This is a genomic window from Rhodococcus phenolicus (assembly GCF_001646785.1).
GTDB lineage: Bacteria > Actinomycetota > Actinomycetes > Mycobacteriales > Mycobacteriaceae > Rhodococcus > Rhodococcus phenolicus.
The window spans coordinates 1-23,842 of the sequence record NZ_LRRH01000073.1; the positions used below are offsets into that span (position 1 = coordinate 1).

22 protein-coding genes and 1 tRNA gene are annotated in these 23,842 nt (G+C 69.5%); 21 read left to right on the top strand and 2 right to left on the bottom strand.

Translation table 11 applies throughout. The features are described 5' to 3' along the window. The first annotated feature begins 150 nt into the window (after positions 1–150). The 21 genes from A8G15_RS19805 to A8G15_RS19905 all read left to right on the top strand — a co-directional run bounded on the left by A8G15_RS19805 (position 151) and on the right by A8G15_RS19905 (position 21,981). Positions 151–222 (top strand) — tRNA-Val (locus A8G15_RS19805). A gap of 205 nt (positions 223–427) precedes the next feature. Next, positions 428–1,027 carry a DUF742 domain-containing protein gene (locus A8G15_RS32545; RefSeq protein WP_068163470.1) on the top strand — a complete coding sequence of 200 codons (600 nt, stop codon included), beginning with the start codon at positions 428–430 and terminating at the stop codon, positions 1,025–1,027. Between the two features lie 170 nt (positions 1,028–1,197). After that, positions 1,198–3,264 (top strand): threonine--tRNA ligase, encoded by a 2,067-nt coding sequence (gene thrS, locus A8G15_RS19815; RefSeq protein WP_068163473.1) that lies wholly within the window; start codon positions 1,198–1,200, stop codon positions 3,262–3,264. Then, on the top strand, positions 3,261–3,824 hold the full coding sequence (locus tag A8G15_RS19820; protein WP_068163475.1) for an ATP adenylyltransferase: 564 nt from the start codon (positions 3,261–3,263) through the stop codon (positions 3,822–3,824). Before thrS ends, A8G15_RS19820 begins: the two co-directional genes overlap by 4 nt. A gap of 121 nt (positions 3,825–3,945) precedes the next feature. Next, a complete protein-coding gene (gene pgsA / locus A8G15_RS19825) occupies positions 3,946–4,617 on the top strand; it encodes a phosphatidylinositol phosphate synthase (protein WP_068163478.1) in 672 nt (223 codons plus the stop codon). Then, positions 4,614–5,516, top strand: a complete 903-nt coding sequence (locus tag A8G15_RS19830; RefSeq protein WP_068163480.1) for a phosphatidylinositol mannoside acyltransferase — start codon at positions 4,614–4,616, stop codon at positions 5,514–5,516. Before pgsA ends, A8G15_RS19830 begins: the two co-directional genes overlap by 4 nt. Beyond that, positions 5,517–6,644 (top strand): glycosyltransferase family 4 protein, encoded by a 1,128-nt coding sequence (locus A8G15_RS19835; RefSeq protein WP_068163482.1) that lies wholly within the window; start codon positions 5,517–5,519, stop codon positions 6,642–6,644. Continuing rightward, a complete protein-coding gene (locus A8G15_RS19840) occupies positions 6,641–7,660 on the top strand; it encodes an NUDIX hydrolase (RefSeq protein WP_068163486.1) in 1,020 nt (339 codons plus the stop codon). The genes A8G15_RS19835 and A8G15_RS19840 overlap by 4 nt, the downstream gene beginning before the upstream one ends. Before the next feature lie 238 nt (positions 7,661–7,898). Further along, positions 7,899–8,801 carry a pyridoxal 5'-phosphate synthase lyase subunit PdxS gene (gene pdxS, locus A8G15_RS19845; protein WP_068163487.1) on the top strand — a complete coding sequence of 301 codons (903 nt, stop codon included), beginning with the start codon at positions 7,899–7,901 and terminating at the stop codon, positions 8,799–8,801. 120 nt (positions 8,802–8,921) lie between these two features. Then, positions 8,922–9,743: an acyl-CoA thioesterase II gene (gene tesB / locus A8G15_RS19850; RefSeq protein WP_068163488.1), complete on the top strand. Its 822-nt coding sequence runs from the start codon at positions 8,922–8,924 to the stop codon at positions 9,741–9,743. Between the two features lie 50 nt (positions 9,744–9,793). After that, complete coding sequence (pdxT, locus tag A8G15_RS19855; RefSeq protein WP_068163490.1) at positions 9,794–10,459, top strand: pyridoxal 5'-phosphate synthase glutaminase subunit PdxT; 666 nt, start codon at positions 9,794–9,796, stop codon at positions 10,457–10,459. 62 nt (positions 10,460–10,521) lie between these two features. Next, entirely contained in the window at positions 10,522–11,274 is a 753-nt protein-coding gene (locus tag A8G15_RS19860) for a YebC/PmpR family DNA-binding transcriptional regulator (protein ID WP_068163492.1), read from the top strand. A gap of 101 nt (positions 11,275–11,375) precedes the next feature. Continuing rightward, entirely contained in the window at positions 11,376–11,954 is a 579-nt protein-coding gene (ruvC, locus tag A8G15_RS19865) for a crossover junction endodeoxyribonuclease RuvC (protein WP_068163494.1), read from the top strand. After that, a complete protein-coding gene (ruvA, locus tag A8G15_RS19870) occupies positions 11,951–12,544 on the top strand; it encodes a Holliday junction branch migration protein RuvA (RefSeq protein ID WP_068163495.1) in 594 nt (197 codons plus the stop codon). The genes ruvC and ruvA overlap by 4 nt, the downstream gene beginning before the upstream one ends. Beyond that, positions 12,541–13,656, top strand: a complete 1,116-nt coding sequence (ruvB, locus tag A8G15_RS19875; RefSeq protein ID WP_068163497.1) for a Holliday junction branch migration DNA helicase RuvB — start codon at positions 12,541–12,543, stop codon at positions 13,654–13,656. The genes ruvA and ruvB overlap by 4 nt, the downstream gene beginning before the upstream one ends. A gap of 203 nt (positions 13,657–13,859) precedes the next feature. Then, positions 13,860–14,210: a preprotein translocase subunit YajC gene (yajC, locus tag A8G15_RS19880; RefSeq protein WP_068163498.1), complete on the top strand. Its 351-nt coding sequence runs from the start codon at positions 13,860–13,862 to the stop codon at positions 14,208–14,210. Positions 14,211–14,316: 106 nt separating this feature from the next. After that, positions 14,317–16,092 (top strand): protein translocase subunit SecD, encoded by a 1,776-nt coding sequence (gene secD / locus A8G15_RS19885; protein ID WP_068163499.1) that lies wholly within the window; start codon positions 14,317–14,319, stop codon positions 16,090–16,092. Positions 16,093–16,094: 2 nt separating this feature from the next. After that, complete coding sequence (gene secF / locus A8G15_RS19890) at positions 16,095–17,276, top strand: protein translocase subunit SecF (protein ID WP_169833919.1); 1,182 nt, start codon at positions 16,095–16,097, stop codon at positions 17,274–17,276. Between the two features lies 1 nt (position 17,277). Beyond that, positions 17,278–19,032 carry an ABC transporter substrate-binding protein gene (locus tag A8G15_RS19895; RefSeq protein ID WP_068163501.1) on the top strand — a complete coding sequence of 585 codons (1,755 nt, stop codon included), beginning with the start codon at positions 17,278–17,280 and terminating at the stop codon, positions 19,030–19,032. Continuing rightward, positions 19,029–19,586: an adenine phosphoribosyltransferase gene (locus A8G15_RS19900; RefSeq protein ID WP_068163502.1), complete on the top strand. Its 558-nt coding sequence runs from the start codon at positions 19,029–19,031 to the stop codon at positions 19,584–19,586. Before A8G15_RS19895 ends, A8G15_RS19900 begins: the two co-directional genes overlap by 4 nt. Positions 19,587–19,674: 88 nt before the next feature. Then, entirely contained in the window at positions 19,675–21,981 is a 2,307-nt protein-coding gene (locus A8G15_RS19905; protein ID WP_068163503.1) for a RelA/SpoT family protein, read from the top strand. A 19-nt stretch (positions 21,982–22,000) separates the two neighbouring features. On the opposite strand, the gene A8G15_RS19910 is transcribed toward A8G15_RS19905, so the two are convergent. After that, on the bottom strand, positions 22,001–22,807 hold the full coding sequence (locus A8G15_RS19910; protein ID WP_245687912.1) for a peptidylprolyl isomerase: 807 nt from the start codon (positions 22,805–22,807) through the stop codon (positions 22,001–22,003). A 71-nt stretch (positions 22,808–22,878) separates the two neighbouring features. Further along, a complete protein-coding gene (locus A8G15_RS19915) occupies positions 22,879–23,724 on the bottom strand; it encodes a peptidylprolyl isomerase (protein WP_245687913.1) in 846 nt (281 codons plus the stop codon). Positions 23,725–23,842 lie beyond the last annotated feature (118 nt).

Consider the following 23,842-nt stretch of genomic DNA (forward strand, 5'->3'; position numbering starts at 1 on the left):
GGCGGGGGTGAGTCCCGGGCTGCGGATCGGCATGCGAGATCTCGCCCGAATCCCACCGTTCGTCCGGAATTACACTCTGACCTGGCGATTCGTGTTCATCCGGTTGTCGTGTTAGTGTTCCTTCTCGTTCGAGCCGCTGCGAAGCGGCACGGTCCCGTGGCTCAGTGGAAGAGCGTCCCGTTCACACCGGGGAGGTCGCTGGTTCGATCCCAGCCGGGACCACAACAACTGCACGAACGCCAGAGCACCCCGGTGGGGTGCTCTTTTTCGTATTCGCCCCTCGCCCGCCTGTGCTCGTTGCGTCTGCAGATCCGGAAGTGTCCGATGAGGATCCGGATGCTCCTGTGACGGCTGTGACCTGCGCAACCGCCCTCGATGGGGCGACTGATGGCAGGATCGTCCTCACCGCGAGGAGGATGGGGCTGAGATGAGTGTCGCCGACAATCAATGGCCGGCCGTGGGGGCGACGGGGGCCCGATTCGGCACTGCAGGGCGCCGGCGCCGGACCTACGTTCCGAAACACGCCGCGGCGTCCACCCCGGAAATCGACGCCCAGGCGCCGTACATGGGCCATGATCCTGTGGCGGACGAGCCCATCGGAGGGCATTCTGTGCAATCGGTGGGGGTGACACCGCCGGGGGTGTCCGAGAATTTCGTGGGGGACAGGACAATGGATCAGGAAGCGCCGTCGTTCGTGCGCCCGTTCGTGCGCAGTCAGGGGCGCACCAGGGCCGAAGTGGATCTTCCACTCGAGGCGCTGGTGTCGACCTCGGCGCTGGTGGCGTCGTCCGAGAAGACCGGATCGATCCCGGGGCTCGACGAACACCGCGTCGTGCTGGGGCTGTGCTCGCAACCGCGCTCGATCATGGAAGTCGCCGCCCTCGCCGGAATCCCGCTCGGGGTTGCGCGCGTGCTCGTGGGCGACCTGGCGGCCTCGGGCGAGCTCACCGTCCACCGGACCGTCGATCGGGTCGGCCCCGGCGCGGAACTGCTTCGGCGGGTCCTGACCGGACTCAACGAGCTCTGACAGCGGCCCTCGCGGTCGCGTCGGCGCGCGCGTCGGCGACGGAGGTGCTGCACCGTGCCGCTAGCGGGGGGATCCGGCCGTGCCGATAGCATGGGGAGGTTGCCGACGCGCGCATTCGCGCGATCGGTCACCGTCCATCGTCAGGCATCGAGCCGGAGGAGTTCACCACAGTGACCACGCCCGCATCCGCGAAAACAGCCACGCTCGTCCGGGTGCCCGCGGGAACCACTGCCGGTGCCGCCGTGCGCGAGGCAGGACTGCCAGTCAAGGGACCCGACACGATCGTCGTCGTCCGGGACGAGGACGGCGCACTGCGCGACCTGTCGTGGACGCCCGACGCCGACGTCGAGGTCGAGGCGGTCGCCGCGGACACCGAAGACGGCCGCAGCGTCATCCGGCATTCCGCCGCGCACGTCCTCGCGCAGGCCGTGCAGCAGGAATTTCCGGAGGCCAAGCTCGGCATCGGCCCGCCGATCAAGGACGGCTTCTACTACGACTTCCAGGTCGAGCGCCCCTTCACCCCGGAGGATCTCACGAAGCTCGAGAAGCGGATGAAGAAGATCGTCAAGGACGCGCAGCGCTTCTCCCGCCGCGTCGTCGAGAACCTCGAGGACGCGCGCGACGAGCTGAAGAACGAGCCGTTCAAACTCGAGCTGATCGACGACAAATCGGGGATCGACGATCCCGAGATCATGGAGGTCGGTGGCGCCGAGCTGACCATCTACGACAACCTCAACCCGCGGACGGGCGAGGTCGTCTGGAAGGACCTGTGCCGCGGCCCGCACCTGCCGACCACGAAGTTCATCCCCGCGTTCAAGCTGACCCGCAGCTCCGCCGCCTACTGGCGCGGCGACCAGGACAACGCGGGCCTCCAGCGTGTCTACGGCACCGCCTGGGAGTCCGTCGAAGCGCAGGACCGGCACCTCGAGCTGCTCGCCGAGGCCGAACGCCGCGACCACCGCAAGCTCGGTGCCGAACTCGACCTGTTCTCCTTCCCCGACGAACTGGGCTCGGGCCTGCCGGTGTTCCATCCCAAGGGCGGAATCATCCGCCAGGAGATGGAGAACTACTCCCGCGAGCGGCACGTGAAGGCCGGCTACGACTTCGTCAACACCCCGCACATCACCAAAGGCCATCTGTACGAGGTCTCCGGTCACCTCGACTGGTACCGCGACGGCATGTTCCCCGCGATGCACATCGACGAGGAGCTCAACGAGGACGGCACGATCCGCAAGCCGGGTCAGGACTACTACCTCAAGCCCATGAACTGCCCGATGCACGATCTGATCTTCCGTTCTCGCGGCCGGTCGTACCGGGAGTTGCCGCTGCGGATGTTCGAGTTCGGCTCCGTCTACCGGTACGAGAAGTCCGGTGTCGTGCACGGTCTGACCCGCGTTCGTGGCATGACGCAGGACGACGCGCACATCTTCTGCACCCCGGAGCAGATGCGCGACGAGCTGACCACGGTCCTGAACTTCATCCTGGACCTGCTCAAGGACTACGGCCTCGACGACTACTACCTGGAGCTGTCGACGAAGAACCCGAAGAAGTTCGTCGGCAGCGACGAACTGTGGGAGACGGCCACCGAGACGCTGCGCGAGGTCGCCGAGGCGTCCGGCCTGAACCTGGTGCCGGACCCGGGCGGCGCCGCGTTCTACGGACCCAAGATCTCCGTGCAGGTCAACGACGCGCTCGGCCGCAACTGGCAGATGTCGACGATCCAGCTCGACTTCAACCTGCCCGAGCGGTTCGAACTCGAGTACACCGGCACCGACGGCGCCAAGCACCGGCCGGTCATGATCCACCGCGCACTGTTCGGCTCGATCGAACGCTTCTTCGGTGTGCTCACCGAGCACTACGCGGGCGCGTTCCCGGCGTGGCTGTCCCCGGTGCAGGTCGTCGGTATCCCGGTCGCCGAGAACTTCGCCGACCATCTGCTGGACGTCACGCGGCAGCTGAAGGCCGAGGGCATCCGCGCCGAGGTCGACCTCAGCGACGACCGCATGCAGAAGAAGATCCGTAACCACACCACCCAGAAGGTGCCGTTCATGCTGCTCGCCGGCGAACGCGACGTCGAGGCCGGTGCGGTGAGCTTCCGGTTCCGGGACGGCACACAGGTCAACGGTGTGCCGGTGGCCGACGCCGTGCGCATCGTCACGGACTGGGTCCGGCGCCGCGAGAACGCATCGCCGACCGCCGCGCTCGTCGCGCCCGACGGCGCGGAGCTCGGGTCGTGACCGGCGACCGGGTCGGCGGTCCCGCCGAGACCGACGCGCTCGTCGACCGGGGCGTCGGCGAGTCCGACCATCTGCAGCGGCTGTGGTCGCCGCACCGCATGTCGTACATCACCGAGTCGCCGCGGGCGGAGGACGGACCGTACGAGCCGTTCACCGACATCCCGAAGATGACGGACGAGGAGGGGCTCGTCGTCGCGCGCGGCGAGTTCGTGTACGCGGTGCTCAACCTGTACCCGTACAACCCGGGACACCTGATGGTGGTGCCGTACCGGCGGGTGGCGAACCTCGAGGACCTGACCTTCGAGGAGAGCACCGAGCTGATGGCGTTCGCGCAGCGCGCGCTGAAGGTCATCAAGCGGGTGTCGCGTCCGCACGGCTTCAACGTCGGCCTCAATCTCGGTGCGGCGGCGGGCGGTTCGCTTTCCGAGCATCTGCACCTGCACGTGGTTCCGCGGTGGGGCGGCGACGCCAACTTCATCACGGTCCTCGGGGGTTCGAAGGTGATGGTGCAGTTGCTGCGCGACACGCGGGCACTGTTGGCCTCCGCATGGGACGAGTGACACCCTCCACCCGGGAACGCGGCCCTCGCGGGTTCGATGTGACCAGCGAACGGACGGCCGCGGGGCGTGGCAGGATCGGGTCCCGAACGGGACGAACAGAGCGGGAAACGGGGGTCGCGAGATGCTGAGCTTCTTCGGGCGGGCATCGGTGTCGAAGGTCACCGCGCCGCTCGGCAGGGCACTGATCCGCACCGGCCTGACCCCCGATGCGGTGACGCTGATCGGCACGGTCGCGACCATCGCCGCCGCCCTGACACTGTTCCCGATGGGACAGCTGTTCTGGGGCACGATGGTCATCTGGCTGTTCGTGATGTTCGACATGCTCGACGGCGCCATGGCCCGCGCCCGCGGAGGCGGAACCCGGTTCGGTGCCGTCCTCGACGCCACCTGCGACCGGGTCGCCGACGGCGCGATCTTCGCGGGCCTGGCGTGGTGGGCGGTCTACGACGAGCAGAGCCGGCCGCTGCTGGTGGCCACGCTGATCTGCCTCGTGTCGTCGCAGGTCATCTCGTACGCGAAGGCCCGGGCGGAGGCCAGCGGCCTGTCCGCCGACGGCGGCCTGATCGAGCGGCCCGACCGGCTCGTCATCGTGCTCGTCGGCGCCGGGTTCACCGGCCTGGGAATCGACTGGGCGATCCACGTGGCGATGTGGCTGCTCGCGGCGGGGTCCGTGATCACCGTCTTCCAGCGGGTCCTCGCCGTGCGCCGCTCACCCGGAGCCCGGGACCTGCTGCCGATGACACCGGCACCGGCACCGGCACCGGCCACCGGCACCGACGGTGAGGCCGCATGACGCCCGGCGAGCGCCTGTCCGACCTCGGATACGGCGCCGGATGGCGGCTCGTGCGTGCGCTACCGGACCCGGTCGCCCGGGCACTGTTCGACGCCGGCGCCGACATCGCGGCCCGGCGGGGCGGCGGACCGCACCAGTTGCGGCGCAACCTCTCTCGCGTGGTCGGTGTCGCCCCCGAACACGTGCCGGACGATCTGATCCGGCGCTCGATGCGTTCCTACGCTCGGTACTGGCGCGAGGCGTTCCGGTTGCCGTCGATGGACCTCGACGCGACCGCCGCGGCCATCGACTCGTCGATCGAGGGCCGCGAGCACATCGAACAGGCGCTGGCCGCCGGGCGCGGTGTGATCCTGGCGCTGCCGCACAGCGGCAACTGGGACATGGCCGGGGTGTGGTGTGCCCGCACCTACGGGAAGTTCTCGACGGTGGCCGAGCGGCTGCGCCCCGAGTCGCTGTACGAGCGTTTCGTCGACTACCGCGAGCAGCTCGGGTTCGAGGTGTTCCCGCTCTCGGGCGGCGAGAGTCCGCCCTTCGTCGAATTGTCGACCCGCCTGCGTGACAATCGGATCGTGGCTCTGCTCGGGGAACGCGATCTGGCCCGCAAGGGTGTGCCGGTGACGTTCTTCGGCGAACCCACCCGGATGCCGGCGGGTCCCGCGAAGCTCGCCGTCGAAACCGGCGCCGCGCTGTTGCCGGTGCACTGCTGGTTCACCGACGACGGCTGGGGGTTCCGGGTGCACCCGGAGGTCGACGCGACCGGCGGGCTCGCGCCCGCCACCCAGGCGCTCGCCGACCGGTTCGCCGCCGACATCGCCGAACACCCAGCAGACTGGCACATGCTGCAGCCGCTGTGGCTCGACGACCTGTCGGCCGAGCGTCGCGCCCGAATGGAGGCGTAGTTGAGGATCGGCATGGTCTGCCCGTATTCGTTCGACGTGCCGGGTGGGGTGCAAGCACACGTCGTGGACCTGGCCCAGGTGCTGATCGAGCGTGGCCACAAGGTGAGCGTGCTCGCGCCGGCCTCCGAGGACACGGTGCTGCCGCCCTTCGTGGTGTCCGCGGGCCGGGCCGTCGCGATCCCGTACAACGGGTCGGTGGCGCGGCTGAGCTTCGGGCCGGTGTCCTACGCCCGGGTGCGGCGCTGGATCAACGACAACGATTTCGACGTCCTGCACATCCACGAACCGAACGCGCCGAGCCTGTCGATGCTGGCCATGAAGGTCGCGGAGGGCCCGATCGTCGCGACCTTCCACACCTCGACGACCAAATCGCTCGTGCTCAGCACGTTCCAGGGGGTACTGCAGCCGTATCTGGAGAAGATCAGCGGCCGCATCGCGGTGTCGGAGCTGGCCCGCCGCTGGCAGGTGACGTCCCTCGGCGGTGACGCGGTGGAGATCCCCAACGGGGTGGATGTACCGTTCTTCGCGCACGCCCCGCTGCTGCCCGGCTATCCGCGCGCCGGTCGCACGGTTCTGTTCCTGGGTCGTTACGACGAACCCCGCAAGGGCATGGCCGTACTTCTCGGCGCGCTGCCGACGCTCGTCGAGAAGTATCCCGATCTCGAGGTGCTCGTGGTCGGTCGCGGCGACGAGGACAAACTTCGCAAGGAAGCCGGACGTCACGCCCGGCACCTGCGGCTGCTCGGGCAGGTCGGCGACGCCGAGAAGGCATCGGCGATGCGCAGTGCCGATGTGTACTGCGCCCCGAACCTCGGCGGTGAGAGCTTCGGGATCGTGCTGGTCGAGGCGATGGCCGCCGGAACCGCCGTGGTCGCCAGCGAACTCGACGCGTTCCGTCGCGTGCTGCGCGACGGCCGCGCCGGGGTGCTGGTGCCGGTCGGCGACTCCGCCGCCCTCGCCGAGGGCATCCTCGGGGTTCTCGACGACGACATCCACCGCACCGGACTGGTCGAGGAGGGGTCCTCGGTGGTCGGAACCTACGACTGGCCGGTGGTCGCCGAGCAGATCCTGCGGGTGTACGAGACGGTCACGGTCGGCGCCGGACGGGTGCGGGAGGTCCGCTCGTGACCCTCAGCGCGATGACGATCCTCGTCCTTGCCGTGATCGCGGCGGTCGTCCTCGGCCTCGGTCTGTGGACGTATGCGACCGCCAACCGGCTCGACCGGCTCCACGTGCGCTCGGATCTGTCGTGGCAGGCGCTCGATGCGGCGCTGGCCCGGCGCGCCGTGGTGGTGCGCGGCATCGCCGCGTCGGTGCCCTCCGGGGACGGCAAACGCCTCGCCGCCCTCGCCGATCGGGCCGAACGCGCGGACCGGGAACACCGGGAGGCCAGCGAGAACGCTCTGTCGTCGACGCTCGCGACGATCGACAGTGAACGGCTGCGCCCGCAACTGGTCGCCGAGCTGGCGGACGCCGAGGCCCGCGTCATGATCGCCCGGCGGTTCCACAACGACGCGGTGCGCGACACGCTGGCGCTGCGCACCCGCCGCCCGGTGCGGTGGCTGCATCTGGGCGGCACCGCGCCGCTGCCGACGTTCTTCGAGATCGCCGAGCGATCGGGGGCGTCCGCGAGGTCTTCCCAGGTACCCGACGAGACGCGCACGTCCGCTCGGGTCGTGCTGTTCGACGACGAGGGCCGGGTGCTGCTGCTGCGCGGCAACGACCCGATGACGCCGGATGTGCACTTCTGGTTCACGGTGGGCGGTGCCGTCGAGGTGGGGGAGTCGTTGCGTACCGCGGCGATCCGGGAGCTGAAGGAGGAAACGGGTCTGGTGGCAGACCCGGACCGGCTCAGCGGGCCGATGTGGCGTCGTGTCGCGGTGTTCCCGTTCAACGGTGAGGTGATCCGCTCGGAGGAGCTGTTCTTCGCGTTGCAGGCACCGGTGTTCGTGGCGGGCGATGCGGGTTTCACCGATCTCGAGCGTGCGATGGGTCTCGAGCATCGCTGGTTCACCGCCGACGAGGTCCGGGCGCTGCAGCAGTGCGGTGAACCGGTGTATCCGCAGGATCTGCCGGATCTGCTGGGGGAGGCCCGGGATGTCGCCGTGAGGCGTACCGAACCGGAGGTTCGTGCGATTCGGTGACCGGAGCTTCGTGCGATTTGGTGACCGGAGCTTCGTGCGATTCGGTGACCGGAGCTTCGTGCGAGCTGGTGACCGGAGCTTCGCGGCTCGGTGATCGGGGCCACAAGGCCAGGTCCCCGCGACTGGCTATCGGTGACCGGCCGGGTGCGGTCATAGGCTTTTCCCGGCCCGGAACCCGTCGAGGACCACGGTGTTTCCACGGCCTGAGACCGGCATACCGCACGTGTAGGAGTTCATTGTGAGCACCCCCGAATCCGCCCCCACCACCGGCACGGCGCGCGTCAAGCGCGGCATGGCCGAGATGCTCAAGGGTGGCGTGATCATGGACGTCGTCACTCCCGAGCAGGCGAAGATCGCCGAGGATGCGGGCGCTGTCGCGGTCATGGCGCTCGAGCGGGTGCCCGCGGACATCCGCGCCCAGGGCGGGGTGTCCCGGATGAGCGACCCGGACATGATCGACGGCATCATCTCGGCCGTGTCGATCCCGGTGATGGCCAAGGCCCGTATCGGGCATTTCGTCGAGGCGCAGATCCTGCAGTCTCTCGGCGTGGATTACATCGACGAGTCGGAGGTGCTGACGCCGGCCGACTACGAGAACCACATCGACAAGTTCGCCTTCACGGTGCCGTTCGTGTGTGGCGCGACGAATCTCGGTGAGGCACTGCGTCGTATCAACGAGGGCGCCGCGATGATCCGTTCCAAGGGCGAGGCGGGGACCGGTGACGTCTCGAACGCCACGACCCACATGCGGAAGATCCGGCAGGAGATCCGCCGGCTCACGTCACTGCCGGAGGACGAGCTGTACGTCGCGGCGAAGGAACTGCAGGCGCCGTACGATCTGGTCGTCGAGGTCGCCAAGGCCGGGAAGCTGCCGGTCACGCTGTTCACCGCCGGTGGTATCGCGACTCCCGCGGACGCGGCGATGATGATGCAGCTCGGCGCGGAGGGCGTGTTCGTCGGTTCGGGCATCTTCAAGTCCGGCAACCCCGCGCAGCGCGCGGCGGCGATCGTCAAGGCCACCACCTTCTTCGACGATCCGGACGTGCTCGCGAAGGTTTCCCGCGGCCTCGGCGAGGCGATGGTGGGCATCAACGTCGACGAGATCCCGCAGCCGCACCGCCTGGCCGAGCGCGGCTGGTGATCCGCCGCCGGTGATCTCCGGGTGAGGGGAACCTTCGACCAGGTCGACCGAGTGAAGGTTCCCTTCGCCGTGCGCTGAGGTGCGCGTTATAGCCTGGTTCGCACAGTGGAAGGGGCCGGTATGGCGAAGATCGAAGAGATCCTGGCGCTCGAGCAGATCGAGAAGGACATCTTCCGGGGTATCGCGACGGAGACGTTGCTGCCGCGGACGTTCGGCGGGCAGGTTGCGGGCCAGGCTCTGGTGTCGGCGGTGCGGACCGTGGATCCCGAGTTCGCGGTGCATTCGCTGCACGGCTATTTCCTGAGGCCCGGCAATCCGACGATGCAGATCGTCTACCTCGTCGATCGTATCCGCGACGGCCGCTCGTTCTGCACCCGCCGGGTGACCGCGGTGCAGGACGGCAAGGCGATCTTCACGATGTCGGCCTCCTTCCACGTGGAGGACCGGGGAATCGAGCACCAGGACACGATGCCGCGGGTCCCGCTGCCCGAGGAACTGCCGGACCCGGATCTGCTCGACGATCAGGCGGTGCGCTGGGCGCGGATCGAATGGGCCGAGTGGGAGTTCCGGTTCGTTCCCCCGGACCGGATGGACACCTCGCGCCGGTGGGCAGCGCAGCAGCAGGTCTGGTTCCGCTCGCGCGAGGCGCTGCCGGACGACCCGGTCTTCCACGTGTGCACCCTCGCGTACATGAGCGACATGACGTTGCTCGGGTCCGCGAGTGTCGGCCACGCCGACGAGAAGACCCAGGGAGCCTCGCTCGATCACGCGATGTGGTTCATGCGCCCGTTCCGCGCCGACGACTGGCTGCTCTACGACCAGACGTCCCCGTCCGCGGGCTTCGGGCGGGCTCTGACACAGGGCCGGATCTTCGACCGGAACGGCAACATGGTCGCCGCGGTCGTGCAGGAAGGGTTGACCCGCTACCTGCGCGATTCGTGAGCACCCCGCCGGGGCCACCCGGCGGCACAACGAACAGGCAGGTATTTTCCATGGGCACCACACCGACCATCGGCGTGCTGGCGTTGCAGGGCGACGTCCGCGAGCATCGGGCCGCGCTCGACGCGGCCGGCGCGCGCACCGTCGCGCTGCGCCGCGCGAGCGAACTCGACGCAGTCGACGGTGTGGTGATCCCCGGCGGTGAATCGACGACGATGAGCCGGTTGTTGCAGGTGTTCGATCTGCTCGAGCCGCTGCGGGCACGGCTGCGCGACGGCCTGCCCGCGTTCGGTTCGTGCGCAGGCATGATCCTGCTCGCGTCCGAGGTCCTCGACACCCGGCCCGACGCCGAACACCTCGACGCACTCGATATCACAGTGCGCCGCAACGCTTTCGGTCGGCAGGTCGACTCCTTCGAGGCCGACCTCGAGGTTCTCGGTATCGACGACGGGCCGGTGCGCGCGGTGTTCATCCGCGCGCCCTGGGTCGAGAAGGTCGGTGCCGGTGTGGAAGTGCTCGCCGCGGTACCCGACGGGCCCGCGGCGGGCCGCGTCGTGGCGGTGCGTCAGGGGGTGGTGATGGCGACGTCCTTCCATCCCGAGGTCACCGGCGACCTGCGGGTGCACCGGATGTTCGTGGACACCGTCCGTAAAGCCGGATGGTCCGGGACGACCGGGGCCGGGGAGGACTCGTTCCCGTCCCTCGACCGGGAACGGTAGAATTCACGTTCCGACCTGTCGGTGCATGCCGACTTCACCTCGCCGGAAGGGGCTCGAAGCGAATGAGCGGCCACTCCAAATGGGCCACCACCAAGCACAAGAAGGCGGTCATCGACGCCAAGCGCGGCAAGATGTTCGCGAAGCTGATCAAGAACATCGAGGTGGCGGCCCGGACGGGTGGTAGTGACCCCTCGGGCAACCCGACGCTGTACGACGCGATCCAGAAGGCGAAGAAGAGCTCGGTCCCCAACGACAACATCGAACGCGCCCGCAAGCGCGGCGGTGGCGAAGAGGCCGGCGGTGCCGACTGGCAGACCATCACCTACGAGGGCTACGGGCCCAACGGTGTCGCCATCCTCATCGAGTGCCTGACCGACAACCGCAACCGCGCGGCCGGTGAGGTGCGGACCGCGATGACGCGCAACGGCGGCAACATGGCCGACCCGGGTTCGGTGTCGTACCTGTTCACCCGCAAGGGTGTGGTCGTTCTGGAGAAGAACGACCGTTCCGAGGACGATCTCCTCGAGGTCGTGCTCGAGGCCGGCGCGGAGGAGATCAACGATCTGGGCGACAGCTTCGAGATCGTCTCCGAGGCCTCCGACCTGATCCCGGTGCGGACCGCGCTGGTCGACGCCGGAATCGACTACGACTCCGCCGACCCGGACTTCCGGGCCTCGGTCGAGGTACCCGTCGATGCCGAGGGCGCCCGCAAGGTCTTCAAGCTGGTCGACGCGCTCGAGGATTGCGACGACGTTCAGAACGTGTACACCAACGTCGACGTCTCCGACGAGGTGCTCGCCGAGCTCGACGCCTGATCGACGTCTTCCCGCCGCCGGGGCTGCGTGTCGGACTGCCGGCACGCAGCCCCGGCGGCTATGCTCTCGAACAGGTGTTCGTGGCGGTGAGAGGTGGTCGGGTGCGTGTCATGGGTGTCGATCCCGGCCTGACCCGTTGCGGGCTCGGCGTGGTCGACACCGGCCGCGGCAGGGAGGTGCTTCCCGTGGCCGTCGGGGTCGTGCGGACGCCCCCCGACCTCGATCTCGCGCAGCGCCTGCTGCGGATCTCCGAATCCGCCGAGGAGTGGATGGACCGCTACCGGCCGGATGTCGTCGCCGTCGAACGTGTCTTCGCGCAGCACAACGTGCGCACCGCGATGGGGACGGCCCAGGCGGGTGGTGTGGTGGCACTGGCCGCGGCCCGCCGGTCGATCCCGGTCATGTTCCACACCCCGAGCGAGGTCAAGGCCGCGGTCACGGGGAACGGCAGTGCCGACAAGAAGCAGGTGACGGCAATGATCACCCGCATTCTCGAACTCGAGACAGCGCCCAGACCGGCGGACGCGGCGGATGCTCTGGCCCTGGCGGTCGCGCACTGCTGGCGCGCACCGATGCTCGCGCGCCTCGCCGCGGCCGAGGCCATGGCCGCTGCCCAGAAACGACGATACGAAGAGCGGCTGCGGGAGCAGGCGGCCGCACGGAAAGCGGGTGCCCAGTGATCGGGTCGGTGCGCGGCGAGGTGCTGGAGATCGCCCTCGACCATGTCGTGATCGAGGCCGGCGGAATCGGCTACCGGGTGAACGCGACACCGGCGACCCTCGGCACGCTGCGCCGCGGCGACGAAACCCGGCTGGTCACCGCGATGATCGTGCGCGAGGATTCGATGACCCTCTACGGGTTCGCGAACAGGGAGGCGCGGGAGTTGTTCGGGCTGTTGCAGACCGTGTCGGGGGTCGGCCCGCGGCTCGCGATGGCAACGCTCGCGGTGCTGGAACCGGACGCGTTGCGCGCCGCGCTCGCCGACGGCAACACCACCGCACTGACCCGTGTTCCCGGCATCGGCAAACGCGGCGCCGAACGCATGATCGTCGAACTGCGCGACAAGGTCGCGGCGTTCGGGGGTGGTGACGCCGCTCCGATCGCGACCGGATCGCCGGTCCGCGATCAGATCGTCGAGGCGCTGGTCGGGCTCGGATTCACCGCGAAACAGGCCGAACCGGCCACCGACACGGTGCTCGCGGAGACTCCGAACGCGGAGGTGTCCACGGCTCTGCGTGCCGCGCTCAAGTTGCTCGGCAGGTCGCGGTGACTGACGAATATCAGGAGTTCGACCGCGCTCGCACATCCGGCGACGGGGACGAGCCGTCGCCCGTGACCGCGCAGCAGCTGCCGTCCGACGGGGACATCGAGACGAGCCTGCGCCCGAAGAGCCTCGACGACTTCATCGGCCAGCCGCGGGTGCGTGAGCAGCTCCAGCTGGTGCTGCGAGCGGCGAAACTGCGTGGCGGCACCCCGGACCACATCCTGCTGTCCGGGCCGCCGGGCCTCGGTAAGACGTCGATGGCGATGATCATCGCCGCCGAGCTCGGTACGTCGCTGCGGCTCACATCCGGCCCGGCGCTCGAACGCGCCGGCGACCTTGCCGCGATGCTGTCGAACCTCACCGAGGGCGACGTGCTGTTCATCGACGAGATCCACCGCATCGCCCGGCCCGCCGAGGAGATGCTGTACCTCGCGATGGAGGACTTCCGCGTCGACGTCGTCGTCGGGAAGGGCCCGGGCGCCACGTCCATCCCGCTCGAGGTCGCGCCGTTCACGCTCGTCGGCGCGACCACTCGCTCCGGTGCGCTGACCGGCCCGCTGCGCGATCGGTTCGGGTTCACCGCGCACATGGACTTCTACGAACCCGCCGAACTACAGCAGATTCTGCATCGTTCGGCGCGGATCCTGGGTATCGACCTGCGCGAGGATGCCGGCGCGGAGATCGCCGGACGGTCCCGGGGCACGCCCCGCATCGCGAACCGGTTGCTGCGCCGCGTCCGGGACTACGCGGACGTGCGAGCCGACGGGATCGTCACCCGCGACATCGCGCACGCGGCTCTGGCGGTGTACGACGTGGACCCGATCGGCCTGGACCGGCTGGACCGCGCCGTGCTCGGAGCTCTGGTGCGCAGTTTCGGGGGAGGGCCGGTCGGGGTGTCCACCCTGGCGGTCGCGGTCGGTGAGGAACCGGCCACCGTCGAAGAGGTGTGCGAGCCGTTCCTGGTGCGCGCGGGCATGATCGCCCGTACCCCCCGAGGCCGGGTCGCGACGCAGGCCGCGTGGCTACAGCTCGGTTTGACGCCACCGCCGGAGGCCGCCACCGGCGGCATCGAGGTACGAGCGCGCGAACCACAGCTCGACGCGTCCGACGGCGACTGAGCGCGCAGCGCGACGGGCCGCTGAGCGCGCAGCGCGACGGGCGACCGACCGCGCAGCGCGGCGGCGGGCACACCGGCCGGACGGCGAGTGATGGCACACTGGTCTATTGCGTCGGTCCGTGGAGGCCGTTCGCGTGGTCGCCGTGACACCACCCGGCACGGTGACGACCGCTTGCCTACCAACACCGAGGACTGACTTCAACGATGGAACTGCTCTTCCCGCTCTTGATCCTTGCCCTGCTGGTGCCGACCTTCCTCGGGATCCGGCGCCAGAAGAAGGAGATGCAGAAGGTCACGGAGCTGCAGGATTCGCTGCACGTCGGCGATCGCGTGACGACGACGGCGGGCCTGCACGCGACGGTCGCCGCGCTGTCCGACACGACCGTCGACCTCGAGATCGCGCCCGGCGTTGTGACCACGTGGGCCCGCATGGTGGTGCGTGAGCGGATCGAAGAGGACACCACCGGCACCGACGACTTCCCCGGTACCGGTACGGTCTCGTTCGGCAAGGACGACGACACCGATCCGCCGGCCGGTCGTCCCGTCGAGCACTGAGCTTCACCGCGGCGGCGGCACCGGAGGGTTCCGGGTGCCGCCCCGCGGCGGTCGTTGCGACCGCCACCACCGAACCACTCACTCGTGACGAGGAGACTGACTGACCGTGGCACCTTCCAACGGATCGGTGCATCCAGCGCGTTCCCTCGCCCTGTTCGGGGCGATTCTGGTGGCGCTGTATGCCCTGGTCTTCTTCACCGGTGACAAGTCGCCGACGCCGAAACTCGGTATCGACCTCCAGGGTGGAACCCGCGTCACGCTCACGGCCCGTACACCGGACGGCAGCAGCCCCAGCCAGGACAGTCTCCGGCAGGCGCAGCAGATCATCGAGACCCGGGTCAACGGTCTCGGCGTGTCCGGCTCCGAGGTGGTCGTCGACGGCGACAACCTGGTCATTACTGTGCCCGGCGACGACAGCGCCCAGGCCAAGACGCTCGGTCAGACCGCGCGGCTCTACATCCGGCCGGTGATCGGTGGCCCGATCGCCAGCGCCAACACCGCGGCCCAGAACCCGGAGGCGCAGACCCCGGAAACCCAGACCCCGGCGGAACCGGCCCCGGCGGAACCGGCCCCGGTGGAACCGGCGCCCGAGAATCAGGCGCCCGAGAACCCGGCACCGGAGAACCCCGAGCCGCAGGGCCGGCCGTTCCCCGCCCAGGAGCCGACGGACACACCCGTCGCCCCGGAGAACCCGGCACCCGAGACCACCACGCCGGAGGCGCCCGCAACTCCCGCGCCGGAGGCGCCGGCCCCCGGTGACCTCGACCCGCAGGAGCAGGCGGCCGCGGACATCGCCGCCGCGAAGGCGCTGCGCCAGAGCGAGGATCCCGCGATCCAGCAGCAGGCCGCGATGTCCCTCGACTGCTCGGTGGCCGATCCGCTCGCCGGCAACGACGATCCGGCACTGCCCCTCGTCGCGTGCTCGACCGACGGAACGTCCGTCTACCTGCTCGGCCCCAGCATCATCGACGGCCAGCAGATCACCGACGCCTCCGCCGGATTCAACAGCCAGCAGTCCCGCTACGAGGTCAGCCTGACCTTCGACAGCGAGGGCAGCAACACCTGGGCGCAGTTCACCGCCGCGAACATCGGCCAGCAGGCGGCGTTCACCCTCGACTCGAAGGTCGTCAGCGCTCCCGTCATCCAGGGCGCGACACCCGCCGGCAGCGCCACCTCGATCACCGGCAACTTCACGAACACGCAGGCGACCGAGCTGGCGAACACCCTCAAGTACGGTTCGCTGCCGCTCTCGTTCGTCGCGTCGGAAGCCGAGACCGTCTCCGCCACCCTCGGTTTCGCGTCGCTGCAGGCCGGTCTGATCGCCGGCGCCGTCGGTCTCGTGGCGGTCCTGCTGTTCTGTCTCGCCTACTACCGGATGCTCGGACTCGTCACGGCGCTGTCGCTGGTGCTGTCGGGCCTGGCCGTGTACGCGATCATGGTGCTGCTCGGCCGCTACATCGGCTACACCCTCGATCTCGCGGGCATCGCCGGCCTGATCATCGGTATCGGCATGACCGCCGACTCGTTCGTGGTGTTCTTCGAACGCATCAAGGACGAGATCAGGGAGGGCCGCAGCTTCCGCTCGGCGGTTCCGCGCGGCTGGGCGCGTGCCCGCCGCACCATCCTGTCCGGCAACGCGGTCAGCTTCATCGCCGCGGCGGTGCTGTACTTCCTCGCTGTCGGGCAGGTTCGCGGCTTCGCGTTCACCCTCGGCCTGACCACCATCCTCGACGTCGTCGTCGTGTTCCTGGTGACCGCGCCGCTGGTGCACATGGCCTCCACTTCGAAGTTCTGGTCCAAGCCGAGTGTCAACGGTCTCGGCGCCATCCAGCAGGTGGCGCGTGAGCGTCAGCTCGCAGCGTCCTCGGCGAAGGAGGCGTGACGATGACCGACACGACCACGGCGGCACCGCACCACAGCGGACTGTCGCGCCTGTACACCGGCACCGGCGGTTTCGACATCATCGGCCGCCGCAAGTTCTACTACCTGCTCACCGGCGGCATCGTGCTCGTCGCGCTGCTGAGCATGCTCATCCGCGGCTTCTCCTGGGGCATCGACTTCGAGGGCGGCACCCGCATCCAGATGCCGGCCGTCGAGGGCGTGACCGTCGAACAGGTCGAAACCGTCTACAGCGACACCCTCGGCACCGATCCGGTCGCGGTCCAGACCGTCGGATCCGGCGCGGGCGCGACCATCCAGATCCGCTCCGAGGCCCTGGACCTCACCCAGGTCAACGCGCTCCAGTCCGCGTTGTACGACGAGTTCCAACCCACCGGCAGCGACGGGGTGCCCTCCCGCAACGCGATCAGCGTCGCCGACGTCAGCGAGACCTGGGGCGGACAGATCACCCAGAAGGCGCTGATCGCGCTCGTGGTGTTCCTCGTGATCGTGAGCATCTACATCGCGGTGCGCTACGAACGGGACATGGCACTCGCGGCGATCGCGGCGCTGTTCTTCGACATGATCGTCACCGCCGGCATCTACTCGCTGGTGGGCTTCGAGGTCTCCCCGGCGACCGTCATCGGTCTGCTCACCATCCTCGGTTTCTCGCTGTACGACTCGGTCGTCGTGTTCGACAAGGTCGAGGAGAACACCCGCGGCATCCTGCATCTGCATCGGCGCACCTATGCCGAGCAGGCGAACCTGGCCGTCAATCAGACGCTGATGCGGTCGATCAACACCACGATCATCTCGGTGCTGCCGGTGATCGCGCTGATGGTGATCGCGGTGTGGCTGCTGGGGGTCGGGACGCTCAAGGACCTGGCGCTCGTGCAGCTCGTCGGCATCGTCGTCGGTGCCTACTCGTCGATCTTCTTCGCGACACCGCTGCTGGTGACGTTGAAGGAGTGGCGCGGTCCGATCGCCGCGCACACCCGCAAGGTGCTCGCCAAGCGGGAGGCCGCCGCCGGCCGGGCCGCGGCCGGTGCCGCCGACGCCGAGCCGGTGGTGGCGGTCGCCGATCGTCCCGGAGCGCCGGTGGCGCGTCGCCAGCCGGCCGCGCAGGCCCAGCGTTCCCCGAGACCCGGTGCGCGTCCGACGGGGAAGCGCGCCAAGAGAAGGCCCTGACATGGCGGCAACCGAGCGGAGCCAGCACACAGGACGAAGCCGACGGTCGTTCCGGGCCGCGGTCACGGCGACGGCGGTGACCGCGATCGCGGCCGGAGCCGTGGCCTGCGGCTCTTCCGAGGAACCGCTGCACTCGATCGGGTACGCGATCGACGGCACCGTCACCACCTACAACGCCAACACCGTCGACGGTGCGGCCTCCGGGGTCCGGCAGGCGCTTGCGCGCGTGCAGCCCGGATTCGGCTATGTGGGGCCGGCCGGCCGGGTCGTCTCGGACACCGACATCGGCACCGCGACCGTCATGCCCGCCGATCGGCTCACCGTCCAGTACCGTCTGGCCGCGGATTCGGTGTACTCCGACGGGGTCCCGATGAGCTGCGACGATCTCGTGCTGGCGTGGGCAGCGGCGTCGGGCCGTTTCACCGCGCCGGACGAGACGGGCGCCGTGGTGAACGTGTTCGACTCCGCGCAGCGCGGCGGATACGCCGACATCGACCGGGTCGAGTGCCAGCCCGGCTCGAAGGACGCCACCGTCGTCTTCCGCGCGGACCGGGGCGACACGGATTGGCAGTCGCTGTTCGGGGCCACCGAACTGCTGCCGTCGCACGTGGTGGCCCGCGCGTCCGGGGTCGCCGACCCGGTCGCGGCGATCACCAACGGTGACATCGACGCGGTGCGCCGCATGGCGGAGTTCTGGAACACCGGCTGGAACCTCACTCCGGGGGCCCTCGACCCGGCGCTGGTGCCGTCGGCGGGCCCCTACCGCATCGAGTCCTACACGGTCGACGACGGCCTCGTCCTCGTCGCGAACGAACGTTGGTGGGGCAACCGGCCGGCCACCGACACGATCGTGGTGTGGCCTCGCGGTACCGCCGCGTCGGCCGCGGCCGAGGACGGCCGGATCCATGTCGTCGACAGCGCCGAGGGCGCACTCGAGGAGGTCGGCGCCGGGGACGGCGCCGCCGTCACGACCGGCCCGTCCCGCAACGTCGAACAGCTGACGCTCGCCACACGCGGCGTGTTCGAGAACGCCGCCGCCCGGCGCGCATTCGCCCTGTGTATCCCACGAACCGAACTGTTCGAGCAGTTCGGCAAGGCCGGGGACGTACCCGAATCGGGTATCGGTGCAGGCCCGGTCGATTCGCGGGTCCTCGGTGCGGATTCGCCGCTGTACCCGGGCGTGGCCGGCACCGCGTCCCGGTACGCGCAGCCGGACACGGAGGCCGCGAAGAACGAACTCGCCGGAAGCGGTCAGGACCGGATCACCGTGCGGGTCGGCTATCTCGGCCCGGACGCGCGGCGTGCCCGGACGGTCGAGCTGATCGCCGGCTCCTGCCGCGACGCCGGCATCGAGGTCGTGGACGCGGCGTCCGAGACGTTCACCCCGTCGCAGTTGACGGCCGGACAGGTCGACGCCGTGCTCGCGGGCACGGCCGCGGTCGCCGGCGCCGGCGGACGTGCGGACCAGAGTGCCGCACGCGACGCGCTGCATTCCGGGACCGGCAGCAACGTCGGGGACTTCGCGAACCGGCGGGTCGACGAGATTCTCGACGCGCTGCTCGTCACGTCGGACAATGCCGCGGTGGCCGGTCTCGCCGGGGAGGCCGAGACGATTCTGTGGAACGAGATGCCGACGGTGCCGCTGTTCGCGCAGCCCCGCACCGCCGCGTTCGCGCCGGGCATGCACGTCGCGGTCGCGAATCCGACGACCGCGGGTGCGGGCTGGAACATGGACCGGTGGATACTGACGAAGTGAACACGCACGGAATCGTCGAACCCGCTCTCCTCGAACACGCCGCGAACGCGGTGGCCGAACGGACACGCTGGGTCGACGACTTTCCGACCCCCGGCGTGCGATTCGCGGATCTGACCCCGGTGTTCGCGGACGGCCGGGCCTTCGGTGCGGTGATCGCCGCATTGGCCGCGGCCGCGGACGGCGCTCAACTCGTCGCCGGTGTCGATGCGCGCGGCTTCCTCCTCGGCGGGGGGATCGCCCGTGAACTGGGTGTCGGCGTGCTGGCCGTGCGCAAGGCCGGCAAGCTGCCGCCGCCCGTGCGCACCTGCGAATACTCGCTCGAGTACGGCTCCGCGTCCATCGAGATCCCGGACGACTCGATTGAGCTCGAGGGCCGCCGGGTATTCGTCGTCGACGACGTGCTGGCCACCGGCGGCACCCTCTGCGCGACCGTGCAGTTGCTCGAGGAGGCCGGCGCGGACGTCGTCGGGGTGTCGGTCGTCACCGAGATCGAGGCGCTGGCCGGACGCGCACGGCTGGGAAAGCACCCGCTGACGTCGATCGTGCGGATCTGAGTACTACAGTTGGCGCAGGTACCGGGGCTCATCGGCCCCGGCGGGCCGAGCACGACGGTCCCGGCAGGTTGCGGTGGGAGGAGCGGGTATGACCCAGAATCTTGATCGGTCGTCGAACTCCGGACCCACCCCGACACCGGCATCGACGTCCGCGTCGCGCCGGGTGCGGGCACGGCTGGCCCGGCGCATCACCGGCCAGCGCGGAACCGCCCTCAAACCGGTGCTCGAGCCGCTGGTCACGATCCACCGCGAGCTGTATCCGAAGGCGGATCTGTCCCAGCTGCAGCGTGCCTACGATGTCGCCGAGGAACGCCACTCGACGCAGAAACGCAAGTCGGGCGACCCGTACATCACGCATCCGCTGGCGGTCGCGACGATCCTCGCCGAACTCGGGATGGACACGACCACCCTCGTGGCGGCACTGTTGCACGACACGGTGGAGGACACCGGCTACAGCCTCGAGCAGCTCACCGCCGAGTTCGGGGAGGAGGTCGCGCATCTCGTCGACGGGGTCACCAAGCTCGACAAGGTCGTGCTCGGCAACGCCGCCGAGGCCGAGACCATCCGCAAGATGATCATCGCGATGGCGCGGGACCCCCGGGTTCTGGTCATCAAGGTCGCCGACCGGCTGCACAACATGCGCACGATGCGGTTCCTGCCGCCGGAGAAGCAGGCGCGCAAGGCCCGTGAAACCCTCGAGGTGATCGCTCCGCTCGCGCACCGGCTCGGGATGGCGACGGTCAAGTGGGAACTCGAGGACCTGTCGTTCGCGATCCTGCATCCGAAGAAGTACGAGGAGATCGTCCGCCTCGTCGCGACCCGGGCACCGTCCCGCGATACCTACCTGGCGAAGGTGCGCGCCGAGATCAACGCGACGCTGTCGGCCTCGCGGATCGACGCGACCGTCGAAGGCAGGCCCAAGCACTACTGGTCGATCTACCAGAAGATGATCGTCAAGGGCCGCGACTTCGACGACATCCACGACCTGGTCGGGGTGCGCATCCTGTGCAACGAGATCCGCGACTGCTATGCCGCGGTCGGTGTCGTGCACTCGCTGTGGCAGCCGATGGCCGGCCGATTCAAGGACTACATCGCCCAGCCGCGCTACGGGGTGTACCAGTCGCTGCACACCACGGTCATCGGCCCCGAGGGCAAGCCGCTCGAGGTGCAGATCCGCACTCGCGAAATGCACCGGACCGCCGAGTTCGGGATCGCCGCGCACTGGCGCTACAAGGAAACCAAGGGCAGGCATTCGGGCGACGCCAACGAGCTCGACGACATGGCGTGGATGCGCCAGCTGCTCGACTGGCAGCGTGAGGCCGCCGATCCGGGGGAGTTCCTCGAGTCGCTGCGGTACGACCTGGCGGTCAAGGAGATCTTCGTGTTCACCCCGAAGGGCGACGTGATCACGTTGCCGTCGGGGTCGACGCCGGTGGACTTCGCGTACGCGGTGCACACCGAGGTCGGGCACCGGTGCATCGGCGCCCGCGTCAACGGCCGGCTCGTCGCGCTCGAACGCAAGCTCGAGAACGGTGAGGTCGTCGAGGTGTTCACCTCGAAGGACCCGAACGCGGGACCGAGCCGCGACTGGCAGTCGTTCGTCGGGTCGCCGCGCGCGAAGGCGAAGATCCGCCAGTGGTTCGCGAAGGAGCGCCGTGAGGAGGCCCTGGAGGCGGGCAAGGACGCCATCGCGAAGGAGGTGCGGCGCGTCGGGTTGCCCCTGCAGCGGTTGATGAACGCCGATCTGATGCTCGCGGCGTCCAAGGAACTGCACTACGCCGACGTGTCGACGCTGTACACGGCGGTGGGGGAGCACCATGTCTCGGCGCAGCACGTGGTGCAGCGTCTCGTGACGATGCTCGGTGGTGTCGGTGGTGTCGAGGAGGAACTCGCCGAACGGTCGACGCCGTCGACGATCCCGACGCGGTCGCGGCAGAGCGGCGATTCGGGTGTCGAGGTTCCCGGGGCTCCGGGCACCGTCTCGAAGCTCGCCAAGTGCTGCACCCCGGTCCCGGGCGACGAGATCATGGGGTTCGTGACGCGCACCGGTTCGGTGAGCGTGCACCGCACCGACTGCACCAACGCCGGATCGTTGCAGGAACAGTCGGAGCGGATCATCGAGGTGCGGTGGGCGCCGTCCCCGTCGTCGGTGTTCCTCGTCGCGATCCAGATCGAGGCGCTCGACCGGCACCGGTTGCTGTCGGACGTCACGAAGGCGCTCGCCGACGAGCGGGTGAACATCCTGTCGGCGTCGGTGACCACCTCCGGCGACCGGGTCGCGGTCAGCCGGTTCACGTTCGAGATGGGGGACCCGAAGCACCTGGGGCACGTCCTGAACGTGGTCCGCAACGTCGAGGGTGTCTACGACGTGTACCGGGTGACCTCGGCGGCCTGACCTCGGACGGAGGTCCGGCTCACCGGACGCCGGTGATCACCACCGGCGTCGCGGGAACGCCGCCGCCGAGCGGACTGCTGCCGTCGTGTCCGGCGGCCGCGGCCGCGTCGAGGGCCGACAGCCCCGCCTCGCCGAGGGTGCCCACCACCGTGTACTGCGGGTACAGCACGGAATCCCCGATGACCAGGAGGAACTGGCTGCCGTTGGTGTTCGCGCGGCCGGTGTTGGCCATCGCGATCGTGCCGCGGGGGTAGAGCGCGGGCGTCGCCGCGTACCCGCCGGAGCCGTGCGACACCGTCACCGGCCATTCGTCGGCGAACGTGTAGCCGGGACCGCCGGTCCCCGTGCCCGACGGGTCGCCGCACTGGTAGAGGCGGGCGCCCTCGTCGGTGGACAGACGGTGGCAGGCCACGTCGTCGTAGAAGCCCTGGCGTGCCAGCGAGACCAGGCTGTTCACCGCGCACGGAGCGGGTGCACGATCGAGCACGAGCGGCACCGCGCCGACGGTGGTCTCGAGCGTGATCTCGGTCGTCCCGCTCGTGGGCACCGACGTCGTGGCCGGAGTCGTCGCGGGACGGGCCGCCGGGCCACCGGGGACGTACGAACACGTCACGCTCGTCGCGGATGGCACCGGCGCCGGGGGAAGCGGCGCGCCCGCGGGCACGGCCGTGGCCGGAGCCGGCGTGGTGAACGTTGTGGGAGGCGGGGTGTCGGCGGTGGTCGCGGCACCGGTGCTACACCCGGCCACGACCACCGCGACGACACCGAGCGTGCAGGCCCAGGACCAGCGCACGACCCCCTGCGTCGTGGCTGTAACGGCTGTCACGGATCCGGACCGTAACCGACGGTGACCGGTTCCGGACAGCTCCGGGTGGCGGTAGTGAGCCTGTTTCACCCTCAGATCACCCTGTTGATCATGATCGGGGTGAGGGGACGGCCGCGGCCGAAGGAGCCCGGTCCTCCCTCGTGTCCGGCTTCCGCGGCGGCATCGAGGAGCGGCAGCGCGGATTCGCCGATCGTGCCGAAGATCGTGTACTGGGCCGGCATCACGCTGTCGCCGAAAACGAGCAGGAACCGGCTCCCGTTGCTGTCGGCCCGCCCGTCCGACGCCATCGCCAGCGTTCCACGGGGGTGCAGCACCGGCGTGAGGAATCCGTTCACGTGGGAGGTCACCGTAACCGGGTACTCGTCCGGGAACCGATAGCCGGGACCACCGGTACCCGTCCCGGTGGGGTCACCACAGGTGAACAGCTGGGTCCCCGGTTCGTCGACCAGCTGATCGCACGTGCTGCGGTTGTAGAAGCCCTGGCGTGCCAGGTTGATGAAGCTGTTGACCGTGCACGGCGCCTTGGCCCGGTCGAGGACCAGCGGAATCGGGCCGACGGTCGTCTCGAGGGTCAGCTCGACGGTGCCGACCGTCGAGACCGTGGCCACCCGGGAGAACCGGGCCTGCGGCGTCGCCGGTCCTCCCTCGGTGTACCGGCACTCGACGGTGGCGCCCGCAGGTGCGGGAACCGGTGGGAGCGGCGGATAGGCGGACGGGTCGAACGCGTCCGGTCCGGGGACCGGTGCGGACGTGGTGGACGCAACCGTGGTCGCCGGCGGTTCGGTGGCGGCGCCGCTGTCGGCGGTGCATCCCGTCGCGAGAACTGCGGCGACGAGCAGCACGAGGCCTCGCAGCACGAAGCCGCGACGCGTCCGATCGCGGGCGGGAACCGGCGAGCTGTCTGGGGTCACAGCCACGGCACGATATCCGATCCACCACCGATGGGACAGGAGTACGAGAGAACACGGGAACCGTACCCGTGACCACCCCGCGGGCTCGGTGATCGGCCACAGGTGGCAGCAGGACGGCCCGTCG